Genomic DNA, 18051 nt, shown 5'->3' on the forward strand with positions numbered 1-18051 from the left:
TTTTTTATCAATTGCCCGGTACGTTCGGCCACAGGTCAGACACCAAAAACAGCCGTTCGGCTTCGTCCCAGCCACCGGCGTCATCGGGCACCAGGCGCACCAGCAATTGTGCCGGTGCCAGCGGGTCCAGCACTGCCAGCCACTGCTGCAAGCGGTGTGCCGGCCAGCTGTCAGCATCGGTAAAATGCGCCGGTGCCAGCCAGCTTGCGCGCGGCAAAGGCTGCCAACGCCCCGATGAGCTGACGGCGATGAACGCCGGCCAGTCACGCTGGTGCAGCCAGCGCCCGCGCAAATGTTCGGGGTGGGCGCCCATCGGGGCCTGCGCCTGCCCCGGCCAGGGGTACAGCAGGTAGCCGCCCAGCCACAGTTGCGCGCTGAACTCCTCGATACCGAAGGCGGCCAGGGCCTCGCGGCTTTCCGGGCGAGCGGAAATCGGTAATTGGTGCTGCGTCAGGTGGGCCAGCTTGCGGTCCAGCCGGTCATGGCAACCGGGGCCCAGCCACAGCGTGGCGTCGCTGCCATTACCGGCTTGAGGCCCCAGGTACAGCTTGATCGCCAGTTCAAGATGGTGCACCCCGTCGGCGTCACGCAGCAGCACGTCCAGTTCGCCCAAGGTGTGCCCGGCGCGGCGGATCGGCAGGTTGGCGGCAATCAGCGCAACGCCCGGGGCGTGCTGCAGGGCGAACTGCCACAGGCGTTCGTAATACAGGCCCAGGCGCCGCGTCGCGCCCTTGGCCAGCCAGGCCAGCAGTGGGGTACTGTCTTCATCCAACCGGCATAACCAGTGTTCCAGGGCGTCGGGTGCCTGCACCCAGGCGCTGCCGGTGAGCGGGTGGCGCTGCGGCCACGGCGTGCTGGCGAGCATGGGCGGGGCCAGGATCACCCACGCCAGGTCGCGCACTTCGGGGTGGCGCAGGCGCCGGGGCAAGTGTTGCAAGGTCGGGAACAGGCTCATCCTGCGAGCATAGCTGTTCGCCCGCAGGCTGAAAGGATTTTGTCCTGCCGGTTGCTTTCGCCCATAATCGACCCCACGTTTCATTCAGGGCCCCGCCGCGCTAGCGTTCGCCCGTTTCAGATTCAGCAGGAGCCCCATGGAGCAATTTCGCAATATCGGTATCATCGGCCGCCTCGGCAGTTCCCAGGTGCTTGATACCATTCGCCGCCTGAAAAAATTCCTGCTCGAACGGCACATGCACGTGATCCTCGAAGACACCATTGCCGAAGTGCTGCCCGGCCACAGCCTGCAAACCTCCTCGCGCAAGATGCTCGGCGAGGTGTGCGACATGGTCATCGTGGTGGGCGGCGATGGCAGCCTCCTGGGCGCGGCCCGCGCCCTGGCCCGGCACAACGTGCCGGTGCTGGGCATCAACCGCGGCAGCCTGGGCTTTCTCACCGACATCCGCCCCGACGAGCTGGAAGTCAAGGTGGCCGAGGTGCTCGACGGCCATTACCTGGTGGAAAACCGCTTCCTGCTGCAAGCCGAAGTGCGTCGCCACGGCGAAGCCATCGGCCAGGGCGATGCGCTCAACGACGTGGTGCTGCACCCCGGCAAATCCACGCGCATGATCGAATTCGAGATCTACATCGACGGCCAGTTCGTCTGCAGCCAGAAGGCCGACGGCCTGATCGTCGCCACGCCCACCGGCTCCACGGCCTACGCGCTGTCTGCCGGCGGGCCGATCATGCACCCCAAGCTCGACGCTATCGTCATCGTGCCGATGTACCCGCACACCCTGTCGGGCCGGCCCATCGTGGTCGACGGCAACAGCGAACTCAAAATCGTCGTGGCCAAGGACATGCAGATCTACCCGCAAGTGTCCTGCGACGGCCAAAACCACTTCACCTGCGCGCCGGGCGACACCATCACGGTGAGCAAGAAGTCGCAGAAACTGCGCCTGATCCACCCACTGGACCACAACTACTACGAAGTCTGCCGCACCAAGCTCGGCTGGGGCAGCCGGCTTGGTGGTGGAGGCGACTGATGCTCGATCCCGCACGCAGCTACGATTTGATCGGTGACGTGCATGGTTGTGCTCATACCCTTGAGCATTTGCTCGACACCCTGGGCTACCGCCGCCACGGCGGCGTGTGGCGCCACCCCCTGCGCCAGGCGTTGTTTCTGGGCGACATCATCGACCGTGGCCCGCGCATCCGCGAGGCGTTGCACATCGTCCACGACATGGTCGAGGCCGGCCAGGCGCGCTGCATCATGGGCAACCATGAATTCAACGCCCTGGGCTGGAGCACGCCGGCGGCGCCGGGCAGCGGCAAGCAGTACGTGCGCGAGCACAACCCCAGGCACACGCGGCTGATCGAGGAAACCCTGGACCAGTTCGCCCACCACCCCGGCGATTGGCACGACTTTCTCGGCTGGTTCTATGACATGCCGCTGTTCCTCGACGCCGGGCGCTTTCGCCTGGTGCACGCCTGCTGGGACGCCGACCTGATCCAGTCGCTGCGCGGTGCCTACCCCGACGGCTGCATCGACGAACACTTCCTGCAGGCCTCGGCCGTGCATGGCAGTTTCGCCAACATGGCCTTCAACCGGCTGTTGCGCGGCACCGACATGCGCCTGCCCGATGGCCTGACGCTGACCGGCGGCGATGGCCTGACCCGGGCGTTCTTCCGCACCAAGTTCTGGGAAGACGACCCGCAGACCTACGGCGACATCGTCTTCCAGCCCGACGCATTGCCCGCCCAGGTGGCCAGCACCCCGCTGACCACCACGCAAAAGGACACCTTGCTGCGCTATGGCGTCGACGAGCCGTTGCTGTTCGTCGGTCACTACTGGCGCAGCGGCAAACCCGCGGCCATCCGCCCCAACCTGGCCTGCCTGGACTACAGCGCGGTGCTGTATGGCAAGCTGGTGGCCTACCGCCTGGACCAGGAAACGCGCATCGACCCGCACAAATTCGTGTGGGTCAATGTCGAGCGCCCGGAGGCCTTGGCATGACAGGCTTTACCCCTATTACTTGGCGACAGGCTGCAACCCATGGATGATTCCACCCTGGAACAATTGGAGGCGGCCCTGCGCGCGTCTCCCGGCAATGCCGCGCTGATCACGCTGCTGCTCAAGGCCTGCCTTGAGCGCGGTGAATACGAGCGCGGCCTGGCCCTGGCTGAAGGCGATGACGCCGGCGTGCGCCTACTGCGTGCGCGCCTGTTGGCAGCCCTGGGCCGGCTGAAGGAGGGCCAGGTCGAGTACCGCGCCGCCATCAGCGACAACCCGGCGCTGGAAGACATGGACCTGTGGCGCACGCTGAGCGTGACCGTGGTCGAGGTGCCGACGGCGGCCGGGCGGCCCAAGCTGCGGGTCATCTCCAACGATGACACCGACCACACCGAAGTCACCCGCCTGCTGGAGCCGAACAAGGAAACCCTGACGTTCGACGACATCGGTGGCCTGGATGAGTTGAAAAAGACCATCCACAAAAAGATCATTCTGCCGTACCAGAAGCCTGGCCTGTTCCAGCGCTTTCGCAAGAAGGTCGGCGGCGGCGTGCTGCTGTACGGCCCGCCCGGCTGCGGCAAAACCCTGCTGGCCCGGGCCACGGCGGGGGAGTGCAAGGCCACCTTTTTCAATATCGCCATCTCCGACGTGCTGGACATGTACATCGGCGAGTCCGAGCGCAAGCTCCACGCGCTGTTCGAGCAAGCCCGCGCGCAGGCCCCGGCGGTGATGTTCTTCGACGAAGTCGAGGCCCTGGGCGGCAAGCGCTCCAACACCCGCGAGGCCACCTCGTCCAAGCTGGTCAGCCAGTTCCTGTCCGAGATGGACGGCTTTACCCATGACAACCATGGCGTGCTGATTCTGGCCGCCACCAACGTGCCGTGGTCGGTGGACTCGGCCTTTCGCCGCCCTGGCCGCTTCGACCGCGTGCTGTTCGTGCCGCCGCCCGATCGCCCGGCCCGCGAAGCCATGTTGAAGATGATGATGGCCGACCGGCCGAGCGCCGACGACATCGATTTCGCCTTTCTGGCCAAGAACACCTCGGGTTTCTCCGGTGCCGACCTGAGCGAGCTGATCGAAACCGCGGCCGATGAAGCCATCGAGGCCTCCATCGCCCAAGGCGCCGAACAGCCGATCAGCGACAAGCACCTCAAGCTGGCCTTGAAAGAGGTGCGCGCCACTACGCTTGAATGGCTGACCACGGCGCGCAACTACGCCCGCTACGCCAACGAAGGCAACCAGTACGACGAAGTGCTGGCCTTCCTCGACAAACACGGGAAGGACCGCTGATGGCTGCGCGTGGGGGTTACCGTATCGATGACGAGCCGCGCCCGGGCACCCTGGCGCGGTTCGCGGTGTCGCCACTGTGGCCGCTGCTGGGCCTGATGCTCGGCGGTTTCTGGCTGGGCCTGCCGTGGTTTGCCTTCAACGCCGTGGCCGTGGGCAGCCCCAACCGGGTGCGCGAATGGCTGCTGGTGATAGGCGGCCTGGTCGGCAGCGTGGTGTTGGCCCTGGTGCTGATGCAACTGCTCAGCGCTGGCATCATCGCCACCGACGCCGATGTGCAGTACGCCTTGCTGGCGCTGCTGATCTTCAAGCTGGGCATCGGTTACCTGCTGTTCAACCAGCAGAGCGCGACCATCGAGATCTATCAGTATTACGGCGGTGTACTCAACCGTTTCGGGCTGCCCGTGGTACTGGTCGGCGCCTTCTGGCTCAAGGGGTACGTGCTGCACCTGGTGCCGGCAACCCTGTGGTACCTGGTGGTGAGCTGATGAATACCGAAACCTTGCTGCACCTGGCCTACCAACGCCTGCAAAGTGGCCACCACGATGGCGCCATGGACAGCCTGCGCCAACTGCTGGCCGAAGACCCCGACTGCGCCGAGGCCCACGCCCTGTTGTCGGTGTGCCTGTTGAACATGAAACGCGTGCACGCCGCCCGCCACGAGGCGCAACAGGCCCTGGGCGCCGACCCGCAACTGCCGTTGGCGCATTACGCGGCCGCACAAGTCGCGATCGCCCAGCGTCAGTTCAAGGCGGCCGAACAGCACCTGTTGCAACTGCTGGACATGGAGCCGTTGAGCCCCACCAACCATCGGGCCCTGGCTGAACTGTACCAACTGACCGGCCGCGAGGCCCAAGCCTTGGCACCGCTGGAAAAAGCCCTGGAACTGGACCCCGACAGCGCCGCCAACCTGGTCGCCCTGGCGCAGTACCACCGCGCCGGTGGCCATTGGGAACTGGCGCAGACCTTTGCCCGCCAGGCCTTGCAGGCTCAGCCAGGGCATAGCGGCGCGGTGGTGGTGCTCGGCCATTTGCTGCTGCGCGAAGGCGACACTGCGGGTGCCCGCGAGCATGCTATCTGGGCCCTGCAAGAAAACGCCAACGACATCGCCGCCCTGCACCTGCTGACGGCGGTCAAGGCCCGCGAAAGCCTGTTCATGGGCCTGTGGTGGCGCTTCAATTCCTGGATGACCGAACGCGGCAACGCCCGCGCCATCGTCATCCTGCTGGCAATGTTCGTGGTGTACCGGGTCACGGTGATCGCGGTCGCCCAGCACGGCTACCCCCAGGCAGCGCAGTTCATCGACTGGGCGTGGCTGGCCTTCGTGGTCTATACCTTTGCCGCGCCGCAGATGTTCCGGCGCTCACTGGACAAGGAGCTGGTGCAGGTCAAGTTGTCCAAGCACTTCTGACCCGGCCGGGCCGTGCGCCCGTCCGGTTGCGCAAGGCGCCCCGTGCACTCGGCCGGGCGCCTCGTTAAACTAGCGGCATCTACTGGAGAGTGCCCCGCATGTCGACGTTTGCCCACATGATCGAAAACATCACCCCCGACATCTACGAGAGCCTGAAACTGGCCGTGGAAATCGGTAAATGGTCGGACGGCCGCAAGCTCACCGCCGAACAGAAAGCATTGTCCCTGCAGGCGGTCATCGCCTGGGAAATCCAGAACCTGCCCGAAGACCAGCGCACCGGTTACATGGGCCCGCAGGAATGCTCGTCCAAGTCGGCGCCAGTGCCGAACATCCTATTCAAGTCGGATGCGGTCCATTGAACGAGATTGGTCGCGGTGCCATCAGTAAAATGTCCACCCGCCTCGATGACGGCGCGGTGCAGTACGGGTTCCGCCTGGGCGAACTGGATATCCCGGTCAATGCGCTCATCGGCAAGACCGTGCGCCTGGAATACCTGGGCGCCATCCATTGCAGCCATTGCGGGCGCAAAACCAAGACCAGCTTCAGCCAGGGCTATTGCTACCCCTGCATGACCAAGCTTGCCCAGTGCGACGTGTGCATCATGAGCCCGGAACGCTGCCACTACGAGGCCGGCACCTGCCGCGACCCAGCGTGGGGCGAGCAGTTTTGCATGACCGACCACGTGGTGTACCTGGCCAACAGCTCCGGCATCAAGGTCGGCATCACCCGCGCCACCCAGTTGCCCACCCGCTGGCTGGACCAGGGTGCCAGCCAGGCGTTGCCGATCGTGCGCGTGGCCACCCGGCAGCAGTCGGGGCTGGTCGAAGACCTGTTCCGCTCGCAGGTGGCCGACCGCACCAATTGGCGCGCATTGCTCAAGGGCGACGCGGTGCCGGTGGACCTTGCGCAAGTGCGCGACATGTTGTTCGACACCTGCGGCGTCGGCCTCAACATGCTGCAGGAACGCTTCGGCCTGCAGGCGATCCAACCGCTGCATGACAGCCAAGTCCTGGACATTCGCTACCCGGTCGAGGCCTACCCGGCCAAGATCGTCAGTTTCAACCTGGACAAGAATCCGATCGCCGAAGGCACGCTGCTGGGCATCAAGGGGCAGTACCTGATCTTTGACACCGGCGTGATCAATATTCGCAAATACACGGCGTACCAGCTCGCCGTGCATCAGTAGAAGGATGTCAGCATGCGTACCGAACAGCCGAAAATGATCTACTTGAAAGACTATCAGGCGCCCGAGTACCTGATCGACGAGACGCACCTGACCTTCGAGTTGCACGACGACCACACGCTGGTCCACGCGCAGTTGGTGATGCGCCGCAACCCGGCCTGCGGCGCCGGCCTGCCGCCGCTGGTGCTCGACGGCCAGCAGTTGGAACTGCTGAACGTGAGCCTGGACGACGCCGAACTGGCTGCCGCCGACTACACCCTCACCGACAGCCACTTGACCGTGCAACCCAAGGCCGCCGCGTTCACCCTGGACACCAGCGTGCGCATCCACCCCGAGACCAATACGGCGCTGGAGGGCCTGTACAAGTCCAGCGGCATGTTCTGCACCCAGTGCGAGGCCGAGGGCTTTCGCAAGATCACCTACTACCTCGACCGCCCGGACGTGATGAGCAAGTTCACCACCACGGTCAGCGCCGACCAGCATGCCTACCCGGTGCTGCTGTCCAACGGCAACCCGATCGCCAGCGGGCCCGATGAAGACGGCCGGCACTGGGCGACCTGGGAAGACCCGTTCATGAAGCCGGCGTACCTGTTCGCGCTGGTGGCCGGTGATTTGTGGTGCGTGGAAGACAAGTTCACCACGATGTCCGAGCGTGAAGTGACCCTGCGCATCTACGTCGAGCCAGAAAACATCGACAAGTGCCAGCACGCCATGACCAGCCTGAAGAAGTCCATGCGCTGGGACGAAGAGACTTATGGCCGCGAGTACGACCTGGACATCTTCATGATCGTCGCGGTCAACGACTTCAACATGGGCGCCATGGAGAACAAGGGCCTCAACATCTTCAACTCCAGCGCCGTGCTGGCCCGCGCCGAAACCGCCACCGACGCCGCGCACCAGCGGGTCGAGGCGATCGTGGCCCACGAATACTTCCACAACTGGTCGGGCAACCGCGTCACCTGCCGCGACTGGTTCCAGCTGTCGCTCAAGGAAGGCTTCACCGTGTACCGTGATTCGGGCTTTTCCGCCGACATGAACTCGGCCACGGTCAAGCGCATCCAGGACGTGGCCTACCTGCGTACCCACCAGTTTGCCGAAGACGCCGGCCCCATGGCGCATGCCGTGCGCCCGGACAGCTTCATCGAGATCTCCAACTTCTACACCCTGACCGTGTACGAGAAGGGCAGCGAAGTGGTCGGCATGATCCACACCCTGCTGGGCGCCGAAGGCTTTCGCAAGGGCAGTGACCTGTACTTCGAACGCCATGACGGCCAGGCCGTGACCTGCGATGACTTCATCAAGGCCATGGAAGATGCCAATGGCGCTGACCTGAGCCAGTTCAAGCGCTGGTACAGCCAGGCCGGCACGCCGCGTTTGGCTGTCAGCGAAAGCTACGATGCGGCCGCCAAGACCTACAGCCTGACGTTCCGCCAGAGCTGCCCGGCCACCCCGGACAAGGTCGAGAAACTGCCCTTCGTGATCCCGGTGGCCTTGGGCCTGCTGGACGCCAACGGCCAGGACATCCCCCTGCGCCTGCAAGGCGAAGCCGCTGCTGCGGGCACCAGCCGGGTGATCTCGGTGACAGAGGCCGAGCAGACCTTCACCTTCGTCGACGTGGCGGCCCAGCCGTTGCCGTCGTTGTTGCGCGGTTTCAGCGCGCCGGTGAAGCTGAGCTTCCCGTACAGCCGCGACCAACTGATGTTCCTGATGCAGCACGACAGCGATGGTTTCAACCGCTGGGATGCCGGCCAGCAACTGTCGGTGGCGGTGTTGCAGGAATTGATTGCCCAGCATCAGGCCGGCCGGCCGTTGGTGCTCGATCAACGCCTGGTCAAGGCCCTGGCCAGCGTGCTCGGCAACGCGCAACTGGATCAGGCCATGGTCGCCGAGATGCTCTCGCTGCCCAGCGAAGCCTACCTCACCGAAATCAGCGAAGTGGCCGATGTGGACGCCATCCACGCGGCGCGCGAATTCGCCCGCCAGCAACTGGCCGACAGCCTGTTCGATGCCTTGTGGCAACGTTACCAGGCCAACCGGGCGATCTCACGCGGCACCGAGTACGTCGCCGAGGCCGAACACTTTGCCCGCCGCGCCCTGCAGAACATCGCGCTGTCGTACCTGATGCTCAGCGGCAAGCCAGAGGTAGTGGCTGCCACCCTTGAGCAATTCGACGCCGCCGACAACATGACCGAGCGCCTCACCGCGCTGGCCGTGCTGGTGAACTCCGACTTCAGCGCCGAGCGAGCCAAGGCCCTGGAGGTGTTCGCCGAGAACTTCAAGGACAACCCGTTGGTGATGGACCAGTGGTTCAGCGTACAGGCCGGCAGCACGATGCCCGGCGGCCTGGCGCGGGTGCAGGCGTTGATGGAGCACCCGGCGTTCAACTTCAAGAACCCGAACAAGGTGCGTGCGCTGATCGGTGCCTTTGCCCAGCAGAACCTGATCAACTTCCACGCCGCCGACGGCTCGGGTTATCGCTTCCTGGCAGACCTGGTGATCCGCCTGAACGCGCTGAACCCACAGATCGCTTCGCGCCAACTGTCGCCCCTGACACGCTGGCGCAAGTACGACGGCGCCCGCCAGGCGCTGATGAAAGGCGAACTGGAGCGCATTTTGGCTTCCGGTGAGCTGTCCAGCGATGTGTACGAAGTGGTGAGCAAGAGCTTGGCGTAACCCATGAGGGCGGTGGTGCCTGCTTCCCAGGTGTGCCTGGGAAGCAGGCACCGCATTATTAAAAGGTGTTACCTGTTACTTGCAGGTAACACCTTTTTTGTTACTGGTTAAAAAGTCTTACAAGGGCCTCGGAAACTTCCGAAACTATGCAGTTACAAGTTTTTGCTTGTCTCTTTTTATGCGTTGATTCAGAACTTGAGTGGTTTTTGATTGATGTGCGCCTTTAATTGTATTTTTTGCGCCTGACTGCCAAGTCATGCCCCGTATTTAAGTGTGTGCTTATATTTCTCCCTGATTATTTCCCTGTTTGGCACCCGGGTTGCAATTGCCCCTGCGCTGCCACATTAAACAGGGAGAATGACGATGGGGATCAAATCAGTCAGGGCACGCCTGCGCCTTGCTCCAGCCAAGGCGGGCTTTGGCCTGGCGGGCTTGCTGCCGTTGCTGGCGTGCGGGCCGGTATCGGCAGTGGAATTCAGTTTTCTGGAGGATGAAATCAAAGGCTCGCTGGACACCACGGTATCCTATGGGCAGTTGTGGCGTACTCAAGGGCGGGATAAAACCAACGATGACGTCAATATCAATGATGGTAATCGAAACTTTGATCCGGGGCTGGTATCGGAGGTCTATAAGATCACCAGTGAGTTAGGTGCTTCCTATAAGAACTACGGAATATTCCTGCGCGGCACGGCGTTTTATGACACGCAGATAATGGACCGGGGCAATGACTACTATCACAATAACAACCCCGCGCAGCCCAGCCAGAATGCACCCAGGGACAATCGCTTTAGCCATGCCACCCGGCAAAACGCCGGGCGCAACGCCGAACTGCTTGATGCCTACGTCTATGGCGACTGGGATGTTGGCAACATGCCGGTGCGCGGCCGCCTGGGCCGGCAAGTGTTCAACTGGGGCGAGGGCATGTTCTATCGCGGTGGCGTGAACACCACCAACCCCATCGACGCGAGCAAATTCCGCCTGCCAGGCTCGGAGCTCAAGGAGGTGCTCAAGCCAGTGGAGGCGTTTAACCTCAGCCTGGGCCTGAGCGACAACCTGTCGCTGGAAGCCTTCTACCAGTTCAAGTGGCACGAAACCGACATCGATCCGGTTGGTACCTTTTTCTCCGAAACCGATCTGTTCGCCAAAGGCGGCGATTCGGCCTACGCGGCGTTGCCGCAACTGTCAGCGGTAAATGCGCTGTACAGCGGCCTGAGCGCCATCGGCGCGGGCGGGCTGCAGGGCGGCAAGGGCGTGGATGCCAATGGCAACCTCAAGGTCGCCTCTATTGGCCCGGACATCAACGCGCGTAACGACGGCCAGTTCGGCCTGGCGATGCGCTACGTGGCCGAACAGCTCAACGCCACCGAATTCGGCTTCTATTTCGTCAACTACCACGCCAAGGAGCCGACCATTCACGCCGACCTCGGGGCGTACAAGGGGCTGGACATGCAGCAGTTGGCCGCCGCCGCCGCGCCGGGCATACAGCAGAGCGTCGCCAGTGCCGCCGGCATCAGCGTGCAACAGTTGCAAGCCGCCCTGCAAGCGGCGCCCAACGGCCCGCTGGCGCAGGCCTACCAGGCATCCCTGAACCAGGCGGTGGGCGGCCTGGCCACGCTCGACGTGGCCAACCAGGTGCGCGGCCGGCGCGATTACGCCGAAGACATCCGCATGCTCGGCGCCAGTTTCAATACCAACCTGGGCAAGGCTTCGCTGTTCGGTGAGTTGACCTATCGGCCGAACATGGTGATTGGCCAAGCCACTACCGCTGACTTGCTCAACGACCTGTTTGTCCAGGCGCCTCAGTTGGCGGCGGGGCAAACGGTCAATATTGGCGGTCAGCACGTCAAGCTGGGCGACACAGTGCGCAGCAGCGAACGGGTAGAGATGTTCAACGCATCGCTGGGCACCCTCTACAACTTCGGCCCCATGGTCGGTTTCGACGGCTTGACTGCCGTGGCCGAGGTGGCCTCCGAGCACTTGCGTGGCAGCAGCCTGCACTACACCGCCTTCGACGGTACCCGCCGGTATTACTCCAGCCGCGCCAATGGCGGCTATGTGGCAGGTTTCAAGGACAGCGACCAGATCTCACGCAATGCCTTTGGCGCCACGGTCATGCTGATCGGCAACTGGAACGACGTGTTCGCCGGGATCAACCTGTCGCCCTTCATCACCTACAAGGACGACTTCAAGGGTAACTCGCACCAGACCGGCAACTTTATCGAAGGCCGCAAGGCTTACTCGGTGGGCATGAAGGCCAGCTACCAGAACCGCCTGGAAGGCGAGGTGCAGTACACCGAGTTCTACGGCGCCGGGCAGAGCAACGCCATACGCGATCGCGACAACATTGGCATGAACATCAAATACTCGTTTTGACCGCCACCGGCCCCCACGCCGCTGGCGGGGCGGGCCCGGCTTGATCAGGAAGCGCACCCATGCTCAACCGATTCAGATTCACCAGCCTTGCGCTGTTGCTGGCCGCCACCAGTTGGCAAGCCCAGGCCGCCGACACCCGCGGTGTCGAACAACTGGGCAGCGTGCTCACCCCGCTTGGCGCGGAACAGGCTGGCAATGCCGCCGGCACCATCCCCGCCTGGACCGGCGGCCTTACCCAGGCACCGGCGGGGTACAAGGGCTCTGGCAGCCATCACGTCGATCCTTACCCCGACGACCAGCCGCTGTTCACCATCACTCAGGCCAACCTTGCGCAGTACAAGGATCAACTCACGCCCGGGCAACTGGCACTGTTCGCGGCCTACCCAAACACCTTCCAGATGCCGATCTACACCACCCGGCGCAGTGGCGCGGCGCCGCAATGGGTTTATGACAACACCCGCCAGAACGCCGCCAGCGCGCGACTGACCGAGGGCGGCAGTGGCTTTGTCGGGGCCAGCGGCGGCATTCCGTTCCCGCTGCCGCAAAGCGGCGTGGAGGCGGTGTGGAACCATATCGCCCGCTACCGGGGTACCTATGTGATCCGCCGCAGCGCCGAGGTGGCGGTGCAGCGCAATGGCAGCTTCCTGCCGATCATTTCCCAGCAGGAAGGCCTGTTCCGCTTCTATGACCCGAAACTGACGGACCCTGCGAACAACAACATCCTCTTCTATTACCTGTCGCAAACCCGCAGCCCGGCGCGCCTGGCCGGTGGCGCGGTGCTGGTGCATGAAACCATCGACCAGCTCAAGGAGGCCCGCCAGGCCTGGGCCTACAACGCCGGGCAGCGGCGGGTGAGAAGGGCGCCGAGCCTGGCCTATGACACGCCGATCGCCGCGGCCGACGGCCTGCGTACCGCCGACGACACCGACCTGTACAACGGTTCGCCCGACCGCTACCAATGGCAGCTGGTCGGCAAGCAGGAAATCTACATCCCCTATAACAACTACCGGGTCACCAGCCCCACGGTGAAATACCAGGACCTGCTGCAGGTCGGCCATCTCAACCCGGCCCATACCCGTTACGAGTTACACCGCGTGTGGGTGGTGGAGGGCACCCTCAAGCCAGGCTCCCGGCACCTGTATTCCAAGCGCCGGCTGTACCTGGACGAAGACAGCTGGCAGGCCGCGGTGGTCGACCAATACGACGGTCGTGGCGAATTGTGGCGGGTGTCCATGGGCTACCTGAAAAACTTCTACGAGTTGCCCACCACCTGGTCGGCGCTGGACGTGTACCACGACCTGCAGGCGCGGCGTTACCACGTGCAGAACCTGGACAACGAAGAGCCCAACACCATCGCCTTCGACCAGCCGGTGCCGGATGTCGGCGAGTTCACCCCAGCGGCCTTGCGTCGCCAGGGCACGCGTTGATCGATTGCCGATCAGGGCAGATGATGGGGGTATATTCAGCCTGAGGCGGTGCCTGCCGCAGGCCCAGGCGCGGGGCGATTTCGTCGAGCGCTCTGGGCCGGTTGCGGCAGCGCCGTTGCCGGGCTTTGCCAAGGTTGGATCAGCCGTAGGGCGCAGGCTGTGTTAACAAAAGATAACGTCGTGCGCGTTGTCAGGCGTTTCCAAAGCTGGATAGGATAGGTCAGCTTCCGCGGGGCTCTAGAGTGCAGGTTTCAGGCGGTCACGCCGGCCTTGGCCAGGTTACTGGCAGCTTCCCGGAGCAGAGCTGATCTAATAAAAATAAATCGGGAGAGCTCAATGGGTCATAGGCCTGCAGTGGTAATGGGCGTCACACGCCCGCTGATGGCGCCCCGCTGGGTGGCACTGTCGACCGGGCTCGCGCTGTGCAGCGCACTCTGGATCACGCCGGCTGCCGCCCTGGATGCGGGCGCAGAGGCAGACACTTTTTCCATCGAGTCAGCCAAGGCGGTCCGCAGCCTGATGCTCGATGTCGTTCACGCCGGTAACCGGCTGGTGGCGGTCGGTGACCGCGGCCACATCCTTTTTTCCGATGACCAGGGCAATACCTGGACCCAAGCCAAAGTGCCTACCCGGCAACTGCTCACGGCGGTGTTTTTCACCGACGACAAGCACGGTTGGGCGGTGGGCCATGACGCGCTGATCCTCGCCACGAGCGATGGCGGCGCCACTTGGGCCAAACAGTATGAAGACCAGAAGCGCGAAGCGCCCTTGCTGGACCTGTGGTTCAAGGACGCCAGCAATGGTTTTGCCGTGGGCGCCTACGGCCAGTTGCTCGCCACCACCGATGGGGGGCAGCACTGGGAAGACGCCAGCGCGCGCATTACCAACGAAGACCAATTCCACTTCAACGCCATTGGCGCGGTGAAGGACGCGGGCCTGTTCATCGTCGGCGAACAGGGCAGCCTGTTCCGCTCCGCCGACTGGGGGCAAACCTGGGAGCGCGTGCAAGGCCCGTACGAGGGCTCGCTGTTTGGTGTCATCGGCACCGCCCAGGCGCGCACGCTGTTGGTTTATGGGCTGCGCGGCAACCTGTTTCGCTCCACCGATTTTGGCGACAGCTGGGAAAAAGTCCAGCTCAAGGGCCCCCGTGGCCCGCTGGAATTCAGCCTCTCGGGCGGCACCCTGCTGGCCGATGGCGGCCTGGTGCTGGTGGGCAACAGCGGCAGCATCTTACGCAGTGACGACAATGGGCTGACCTTCAGCGTGGCCAACCGGCCCGACCGCCTTTCCTTGTCTGCCGTCACCGGCGGTGCCAACGGTACCTTGATCCTGGCAGGCCAGGGCGGGGTACGCAGCACGGACGCCAAAGGTGCCGACCTCGGCCCACAGGTAGGTCAACAATGACCAGCCGGGAGAAGTTTTCGATGAATCAACACCACCAGGACAAGGCCACCTTCCTTGAACGCCTGATCTTCAGCAATCGCCCCTGGGTGATCCTGATCTGCCTGTTGGTCAGCTGTTTCCTGTTCTACCAGGCCACGCTGATCCGCCCCTCCACCAGCTTCGAGAAAATGATCCCGCTCAAGCACCCCTTCATCGAGAAGATGATGGAGCACCGCAACGACCTGGCCAACCTGGGCAACACCGTGCGTATTTCGGTGGAAGCGGTGAACGGCGACATCTTCAACAAGGACTACATGGAGACCTTGCGCCAGATCCACGACGAGGCGTTCTACATCCCCGGCGTCGACCGCTCGGGCATGAAGTCGCTGTGGAGCCCCAGCGTGCGCTGGACCGAGGTGACCGAGGACGGTTTCGCCGGTGGCGAGGTCATCCCGCAAAGCTACGACGGTTCGCCCGACAGCCTGGAGCTGTTGCGCAACAACATCCTCAAGTCCGGCCAGGTGGGGCGGCTGGTGTCCAACGACTTCAAGTCGAGCATCATCGAGTTCCCGCTGCTGGAGACCTACCCCAACCCCGATGACCAGGGCAAACTGGAACACCTGGACTACCAGAAGTTTTCCCACAGCCTGGAAGACAAGATCCGCAGCAAGTTCGAGGCGCAAAACCCCAACATCAAGGTGCACATCGTCGGTTTCGCCAAGAAGGTCGGTGACCTGATCGACGGTTTGATCATGGTGGTGATGTTCTTCGGCGTCGCCTTCGTGATCACCCTGGTGCTGCTGTACTGGTTCACTCACTGCATCCGCAGCACCGTCGCGGTGTTGAGCACCACCCTGGTGGCGGTGGTCTGGCAGCTGGGGCTGATGCACTTTTTCGGCTTCGGGCTGGACCCGTATTCGATGCTGGTGCCGTTTTTGATCTTCGCCATCGGCATCTCCCACGGCGTGCAGAAAATCAACGGCATCGCCTTGCAGTCCAGCGATGCCGACAACGCCCTGACCGCCGCGCGGCGCACCTTCCGGCAGCTGTTTTTGCCGGGCATGGATCGCCATCTTGGCCGATGCCGTGGGCTTTATCACCCTGCTGATCATCGACATCGGCGTGATCCGCGAGCTGGCGATCGGCGCCTCCATCGGCGTGGCGGTGATCGTGTTCACCAACCTGATCTTGCTGCCGGTGGCGATCTCCTACGTGGGCATCAGCAAGCGCGCCATCGAGCGCAGCAAAAAAGACGCGGTGCGCGAGCATCCGTTCTGGCGTGCGCTGTCCAACTTCGCCAGCCCCAAGGTGGCGCCGGTGTCGGTGGTGTTGGCGCTGCTGGCCCTGGGCGGTGGCCTGTGGTACGGCCACAACCTGAAGATCGGCGACCTGGACCAAGGCGCGCCGGAGCTGCGCCCCGACTCGCGCTACAACCTGGACAACCAGTTCATCATCAATAACTACGCCACCAGCTCCGACGTGTTGGTGGTCATGGTGAAAACCAAGGCCGAGGGCTGCTCGGCCTACGACACCATGGCGCCGATCGACGAACTGATGTGGAAGATGAACAACACCCAGGGCGTGCAGTCGGCGATCTCCCTGGTGACCTTCTCCAAACAGATGATCAAGGGCATGAACGAGGGCAACCTGAAATGGGAAACCCTGTCGCGCAACCCCGACGTGCTCAACAGCTCTATCGCCCGCGCCGACGGCCTGTACAACGGTGACTGCTCGCTGGCACCGGTGCTGATCTTCCTCAACGACCACAAGGCCGAAACCCTGGACCGCGCCGTGACGGCGGTCAAGGACTTCGCCAAGACCCACGACCACGAAGGCCTGGAGTTCCAACTGGCGGCGGGCAACGCCGGCATCGAGGCGGCCACCAACGAGGTGATCAAGACCAGCGAACTGACCATCCTGGTCCTGGTGTACATCTGCGTGGCGGTGATGTGCATGATCACTTTCCGCTCGTTCGCCGCCACCTTGTGCATCGTGCTGCCGCTGGTGCTGACCTCGGTGCTGGGCAACGCGCTGATGGCCTTCATGGGCATCGGCGTCAAGGTCGCGACCTTGCCGGTGGTGGCCCTGGGCGTGGGTATCGGCGTGGACTACGGCATCTACATCTATAGCCGCCTGGAAAGCTTTTTGCGGGCCGGGCTACCGCTGCAAGAGGCTTACTACCAGACCCTGAAATCCACCGGCAAGGCGGTGCTGTTCACCGGCCTGTGCCTGGCGATCGGGGTGTGCACCTGGATCTTCTCGGCCATCAAGTTCCAGGCCGACATGGGCCTGATGCTGACCTTCATGCTGCTGTGGAACATGTTCGGTGCGCTGTGGCTGCTACCGGCGCTGGCGCGGTTCCTGATCAAGCCGGAGAAAATGGCCGGCAAACAGAGCAAGTCGCTGTTCGCCCATTGATCGGTTTCGCGGATTCATCCGCGAAGCCCGCGCCACGGAATGCCTGATTCACCGTGTTGGCCTATCGCAAGCAAGCTTGCTCCCACATTGCCTGCAACTGTGGGAGCAAGCTTGCTTGCGAATGGACGCCAGAAAACCCCAGCCACACTATTTGTCTGTAGGAGCGGATTCATCCGCGAAGCAGGCGCCGCCGATCTATATCCCCAACTCCTGCCCCAACACCATCCCCAGCGCATTCCTCGCATCATCCAACTGCACCAAGGTCGCATGCCGCGCCGCCAAGGCGTCGCGGTTTTCGATGGCGGTCAAGATTGCCTTGTGCCGTGGCATGGCCAGTTCATGCAGGTTGGGCCGTTGGTTGGAGTGCTTCAGCGCTTCGCGCAGCGCCAATGACAGCATGTTGCACAGGTGTGCCAGCAGGTCGTTGTGGGTGGCGTCGGCAATGCGGCTGTGGAAATCCAGGTCCGGTTGCAGCAAGGCGTCCGGGTTGGGCGCCGCCTCCATGCGTTGGTAGGCTTCGCCGATCAGGGCGATGTCTTCAGGGGTGGCGTGCTGGGCGGCGAGGGCGGCGGCGGCCGGTTCGATGATGGCCCGCACGCTGGTCAGCAGGGCGAAGAACTCGTTTTGCGGGGAGCTTTGCATCAGCCAATGCAGCACGTCCGGGTCGAGCAGATGCCAGTCGCGCCGTGGTTTGACCACCGAGCCTACCCGCGGCTTGGAATACACCAGCCCCTTGGCCACCAGCACCCGCGTGGCTTCACGCAGCACCGGGCGGCTGACCGCGTACTCCTCGCACAACAACGCTTCGGCCGGCAGGCGGTCATCGGGCTTGAGTTGGCCCGAGACGATCTGCATGCCGATGTCCTGGACAATGCGCGCGTGCATGCTTTTGCGGTCGGAGGGTTTGCGGTAGTCCATGGGGAGGGGGGCGGTCCTGAGCAATGAT

The 18051-nt window shown here is 63.4% G+C and carries 13 protein-coding genes and 1 pseudogene; 12 read left to right on the forward strand and 2 right to left on the reverse strand.

The genetic code is table 11. From position 1 onward, the window contains the following. Positions 1-7 precede the first annotated feature (7 nt). Positions 8-955 (reverse strand): DUF1853 family protein, encoded by a 948-nt coding sequence (locus L9B60_RS20960; RefSeq protein ID WP_249672795.1) that lies wholly within the window; start codon positions 953-955, stop codon positions 8-10. A 136-nt stretch (positions 956-1091) separates the two neighbouring features. On the opposite strand from L9B60_RS20960, the gene L9B60_RS20965 reads away from it, so the two are divergent. From L9B60_RS20965 to L9B60_RS21020, 12 genes and pseudogenes are all read left to right on the forward strand, one after another. Continuing rightward, a complete protein-coding gene (locus L9B60_RS20965; RefSeq protein ID WP_249672798.1) occupies positions 1092-1982 on the forward strand; it encodes an NAD(+) kinase in 891 nt (296 codons plus the stop codon). Next, positions 1979-2953, forward strand: coding sequence for a metallophosphoesterase (locus L9B60_RS20970; RefSeq protein ID WP_249679853.1), 975 nt, complete (start codon positions 1979-1981; stop codon positions 2951-2953). The genes L9B60_RS20965 and L9B60_RS20970 overlap by 4 nt, the downstream gene beginning before the upstream one ends. Before the next feature lie 39 nt (positions 2954-2992). Next, positions 2993-4240, forward strand: a complete 1248-nt coding sequence (locus tag L9B60_RS20975) for an ATP-binding protein (RefSeq protein ID WP_249672800.1) — start codon at positions 2993-2995, stop codon at positions 4238-4240. Then, complete coding sequence (locus L9B60_RS20980; protein WP_249672802.1) at positions 4240-4725, forward strand: hypothetical protein; 486 nt, start codon at positions 4240-4242, stop codon at positions 4723-4725. Before L9B60_RS20975 ends, L9B60_RS20980 begins: the two co-directional genes overlap by 1 nt. Beyond that, positions 4725-5648: a tetratricopeptide repeat protein gene (locus L9B60_RS20985; protein WP_249672803.1), complete on the forward strand. Its 924-nt coding sequence runs from the start codon at positions 4725-4727 to the stop codon at positions 5646-5648. Before L9B60_RS20980 ends, L9B60_RS20985 begins: the two co-directional genes overlap by 1 nt. 98 nt (positions 5649-5746) lie before the next feature. Further along, a complete protein-coding gene (locus L9B60_RS20990; protein ID WP_249672805.1) occupies positions 5747-6007 on the forward strand; it encodes a YeaC family protein in 261 nt (86 codons plus the stop codon). Continuing rightward, positions 6004-6834, forward strand: coding sequence for a DUF2797 domain-containing protein (locus tag L9B60_RS20995; protein WP_249672808.1), 831 nt, complete (start codon positions 6004-6006; stop codon positions 6832-6834). Before L9B60_RS20990 ends, L9B60_RS20995 begins: the two co-directional genes overlap by 4 nt. Positions 6835-6846: 12 nt before the next feature. Next, a complete protein-coding gene (gene pepN / locus L9B60_RS21000; protein ID WP_249672809.1) occupies positions 6847-9504 on the forward strand; it encodes an aminopeptidase N in 2658 nt (885 codons plus the stop codon). A 363-nt stretch (positions 9505-9867) separates the two neighbouring features. Then, a complete protein-coding gene (locus tag L9B60_RS21005; protein WP_249672812.1) occupies positions 9868-11877 on the forward strand; it encodes a DUF1302 domain-containing protein in 2010 nt (669 codons plus the stop codon). Between the two features lie 59 nt (positions 11878-11936). Beyond that, the gene (locus L9B60_RS21010) at positions 11937-13304 is read left to right on the forward strand and encodes a DUF1329 domain-containing protein (protein WP_249672813.1); all 1368 of its coding nucleotides are present in this window, start codon (positions 11937-11939) and stop codon (positions 13302-13304) included. Between the two features lie 360 nt (positions 13305-13664). Beyond that, the gene (locus tag L9B60_RS21015) at positions 13665-14708 is read left to right on the forward strand and encodes a WD40/YVTN/BNR-like repeat-containing protein (RefSeq protein WP_249672815.1); all 1044 of its coding nucleotides are present in this window, start codon (positions 13665-13667) and stop codon (positions 14706-14708) included. A gap of 20 nt (positions 14709-14728) precedes the next feature. Then, positions 14729-17105, forward strand: a pseudogene (locus L9B60_RS21020) (efflux RND transporter permease subunit). 195 nt (positions 17106-17300) lie between these two features. On the opposite strand, the gene L9B60_RS21025 reads toward L9B60_RS21020, so the two are convergent. Next, the gene (locus tag L9B60_RS21025) at positions 17301-18023 is read right to left on the reverse strand and encodes a FadR/GntR family transcriptional regulator (protein ID WP_249672817.1); all 723 of its coding nucleotides are present in this window, start codon (positions 18021-18023) and stop codon (positions 17301-17303) included. Positions 18024-18051 lie beyond the last annotated feature (28 nt).

The organism is Pseudomonas abieticivorans (genome assembly GCF_023509015.1).
Taxonomy (GTDB): domain Bacteria; phylum Pseudomonadota; class Gammaproteobacteria; order Pseudomonadales; family Pseudomonadaceae; genus Aquipseudomonas; species Aquipseudomonas abieticivorans.

Bases quoted from the DNA above. Each gene is read 5' to 3' on its own strand.
- L9B60_RS20960 (WP_249672795.1), bottom strand. From the start codon at position 955: ATGAGCCTGTTCCCGACCTTGCAACACTTGCCCCGGCGCCTGCGCCAC.
- L9B60_RS20965 (WP_249672798.1), top strand. From the start codon at position 1,092: ATGGAGCAATTTCGCAATATCGGTATCATCGGCCGCCTCGGCAGTTCC.
- L9B60_RS20975 (WP_249672800.1), top strand. From the start codon at position 2,993: ATGGATGATTCCACCCTGGAACAATTGGAGGCGGCCCTGCGCGCGTCT.
- L9B60_RS20980 (WP_249672802.1), top strand. From the start codon at position 4,240: ATGGCTGCGCGTGGGGGTTACCGTATCGATGACGAGCCGCGCCCGGGC.
- L9B60_RS20985 (WP_249672803.1), top strand. From the start codon at position 4,725: ATGAATACCGAAACCTTGCTGCACCTGGCCTACCAACGCCTGCAAAGT.
- L9B60_RS20990 (WP_249672805.1), top strand. From the start codon at position 5,747: ATGTCGACGTTTGCCCACATGATCGAAAACATCACCCCCGACATCTAC.
- pepN (WP_249672809.1), top strand. From the start codon at position 6,847: ATGCGTACCGAACAGCCGAAAATGATCTACTTGAAAGACTATCAGGCG.
- L9B60_RS21005 (WP_249672812.1), top strand. From the start codon at position 9,868: ATGGGGATCAAATCAGTCAGGGCACGCCTGCGCCTTGCTCCAGCCAAG.
- L9B60_RS21010 (WP_249672813.1), top strand. From the start codon at position 11,937: ATGCTCAACCGATTCAGATTCACCAGCCTTGCGCTGTTGCTGGCCGCC.
- L9B60_RS21015 (WP_249672815.1), top strand. From the start codon at position 13,665: ATGGGCGTCACACGCCCGCTGATGGCGCCCCGCTGGGTGGCACTGTCG.
- L9B60_RS21025 (WP_249672817.1), bottom strand. From the start codon at position 18,023: ATGGACTACCGCAAACCCTCCGACCGCAAAAGCATGCACGCGCGCATT.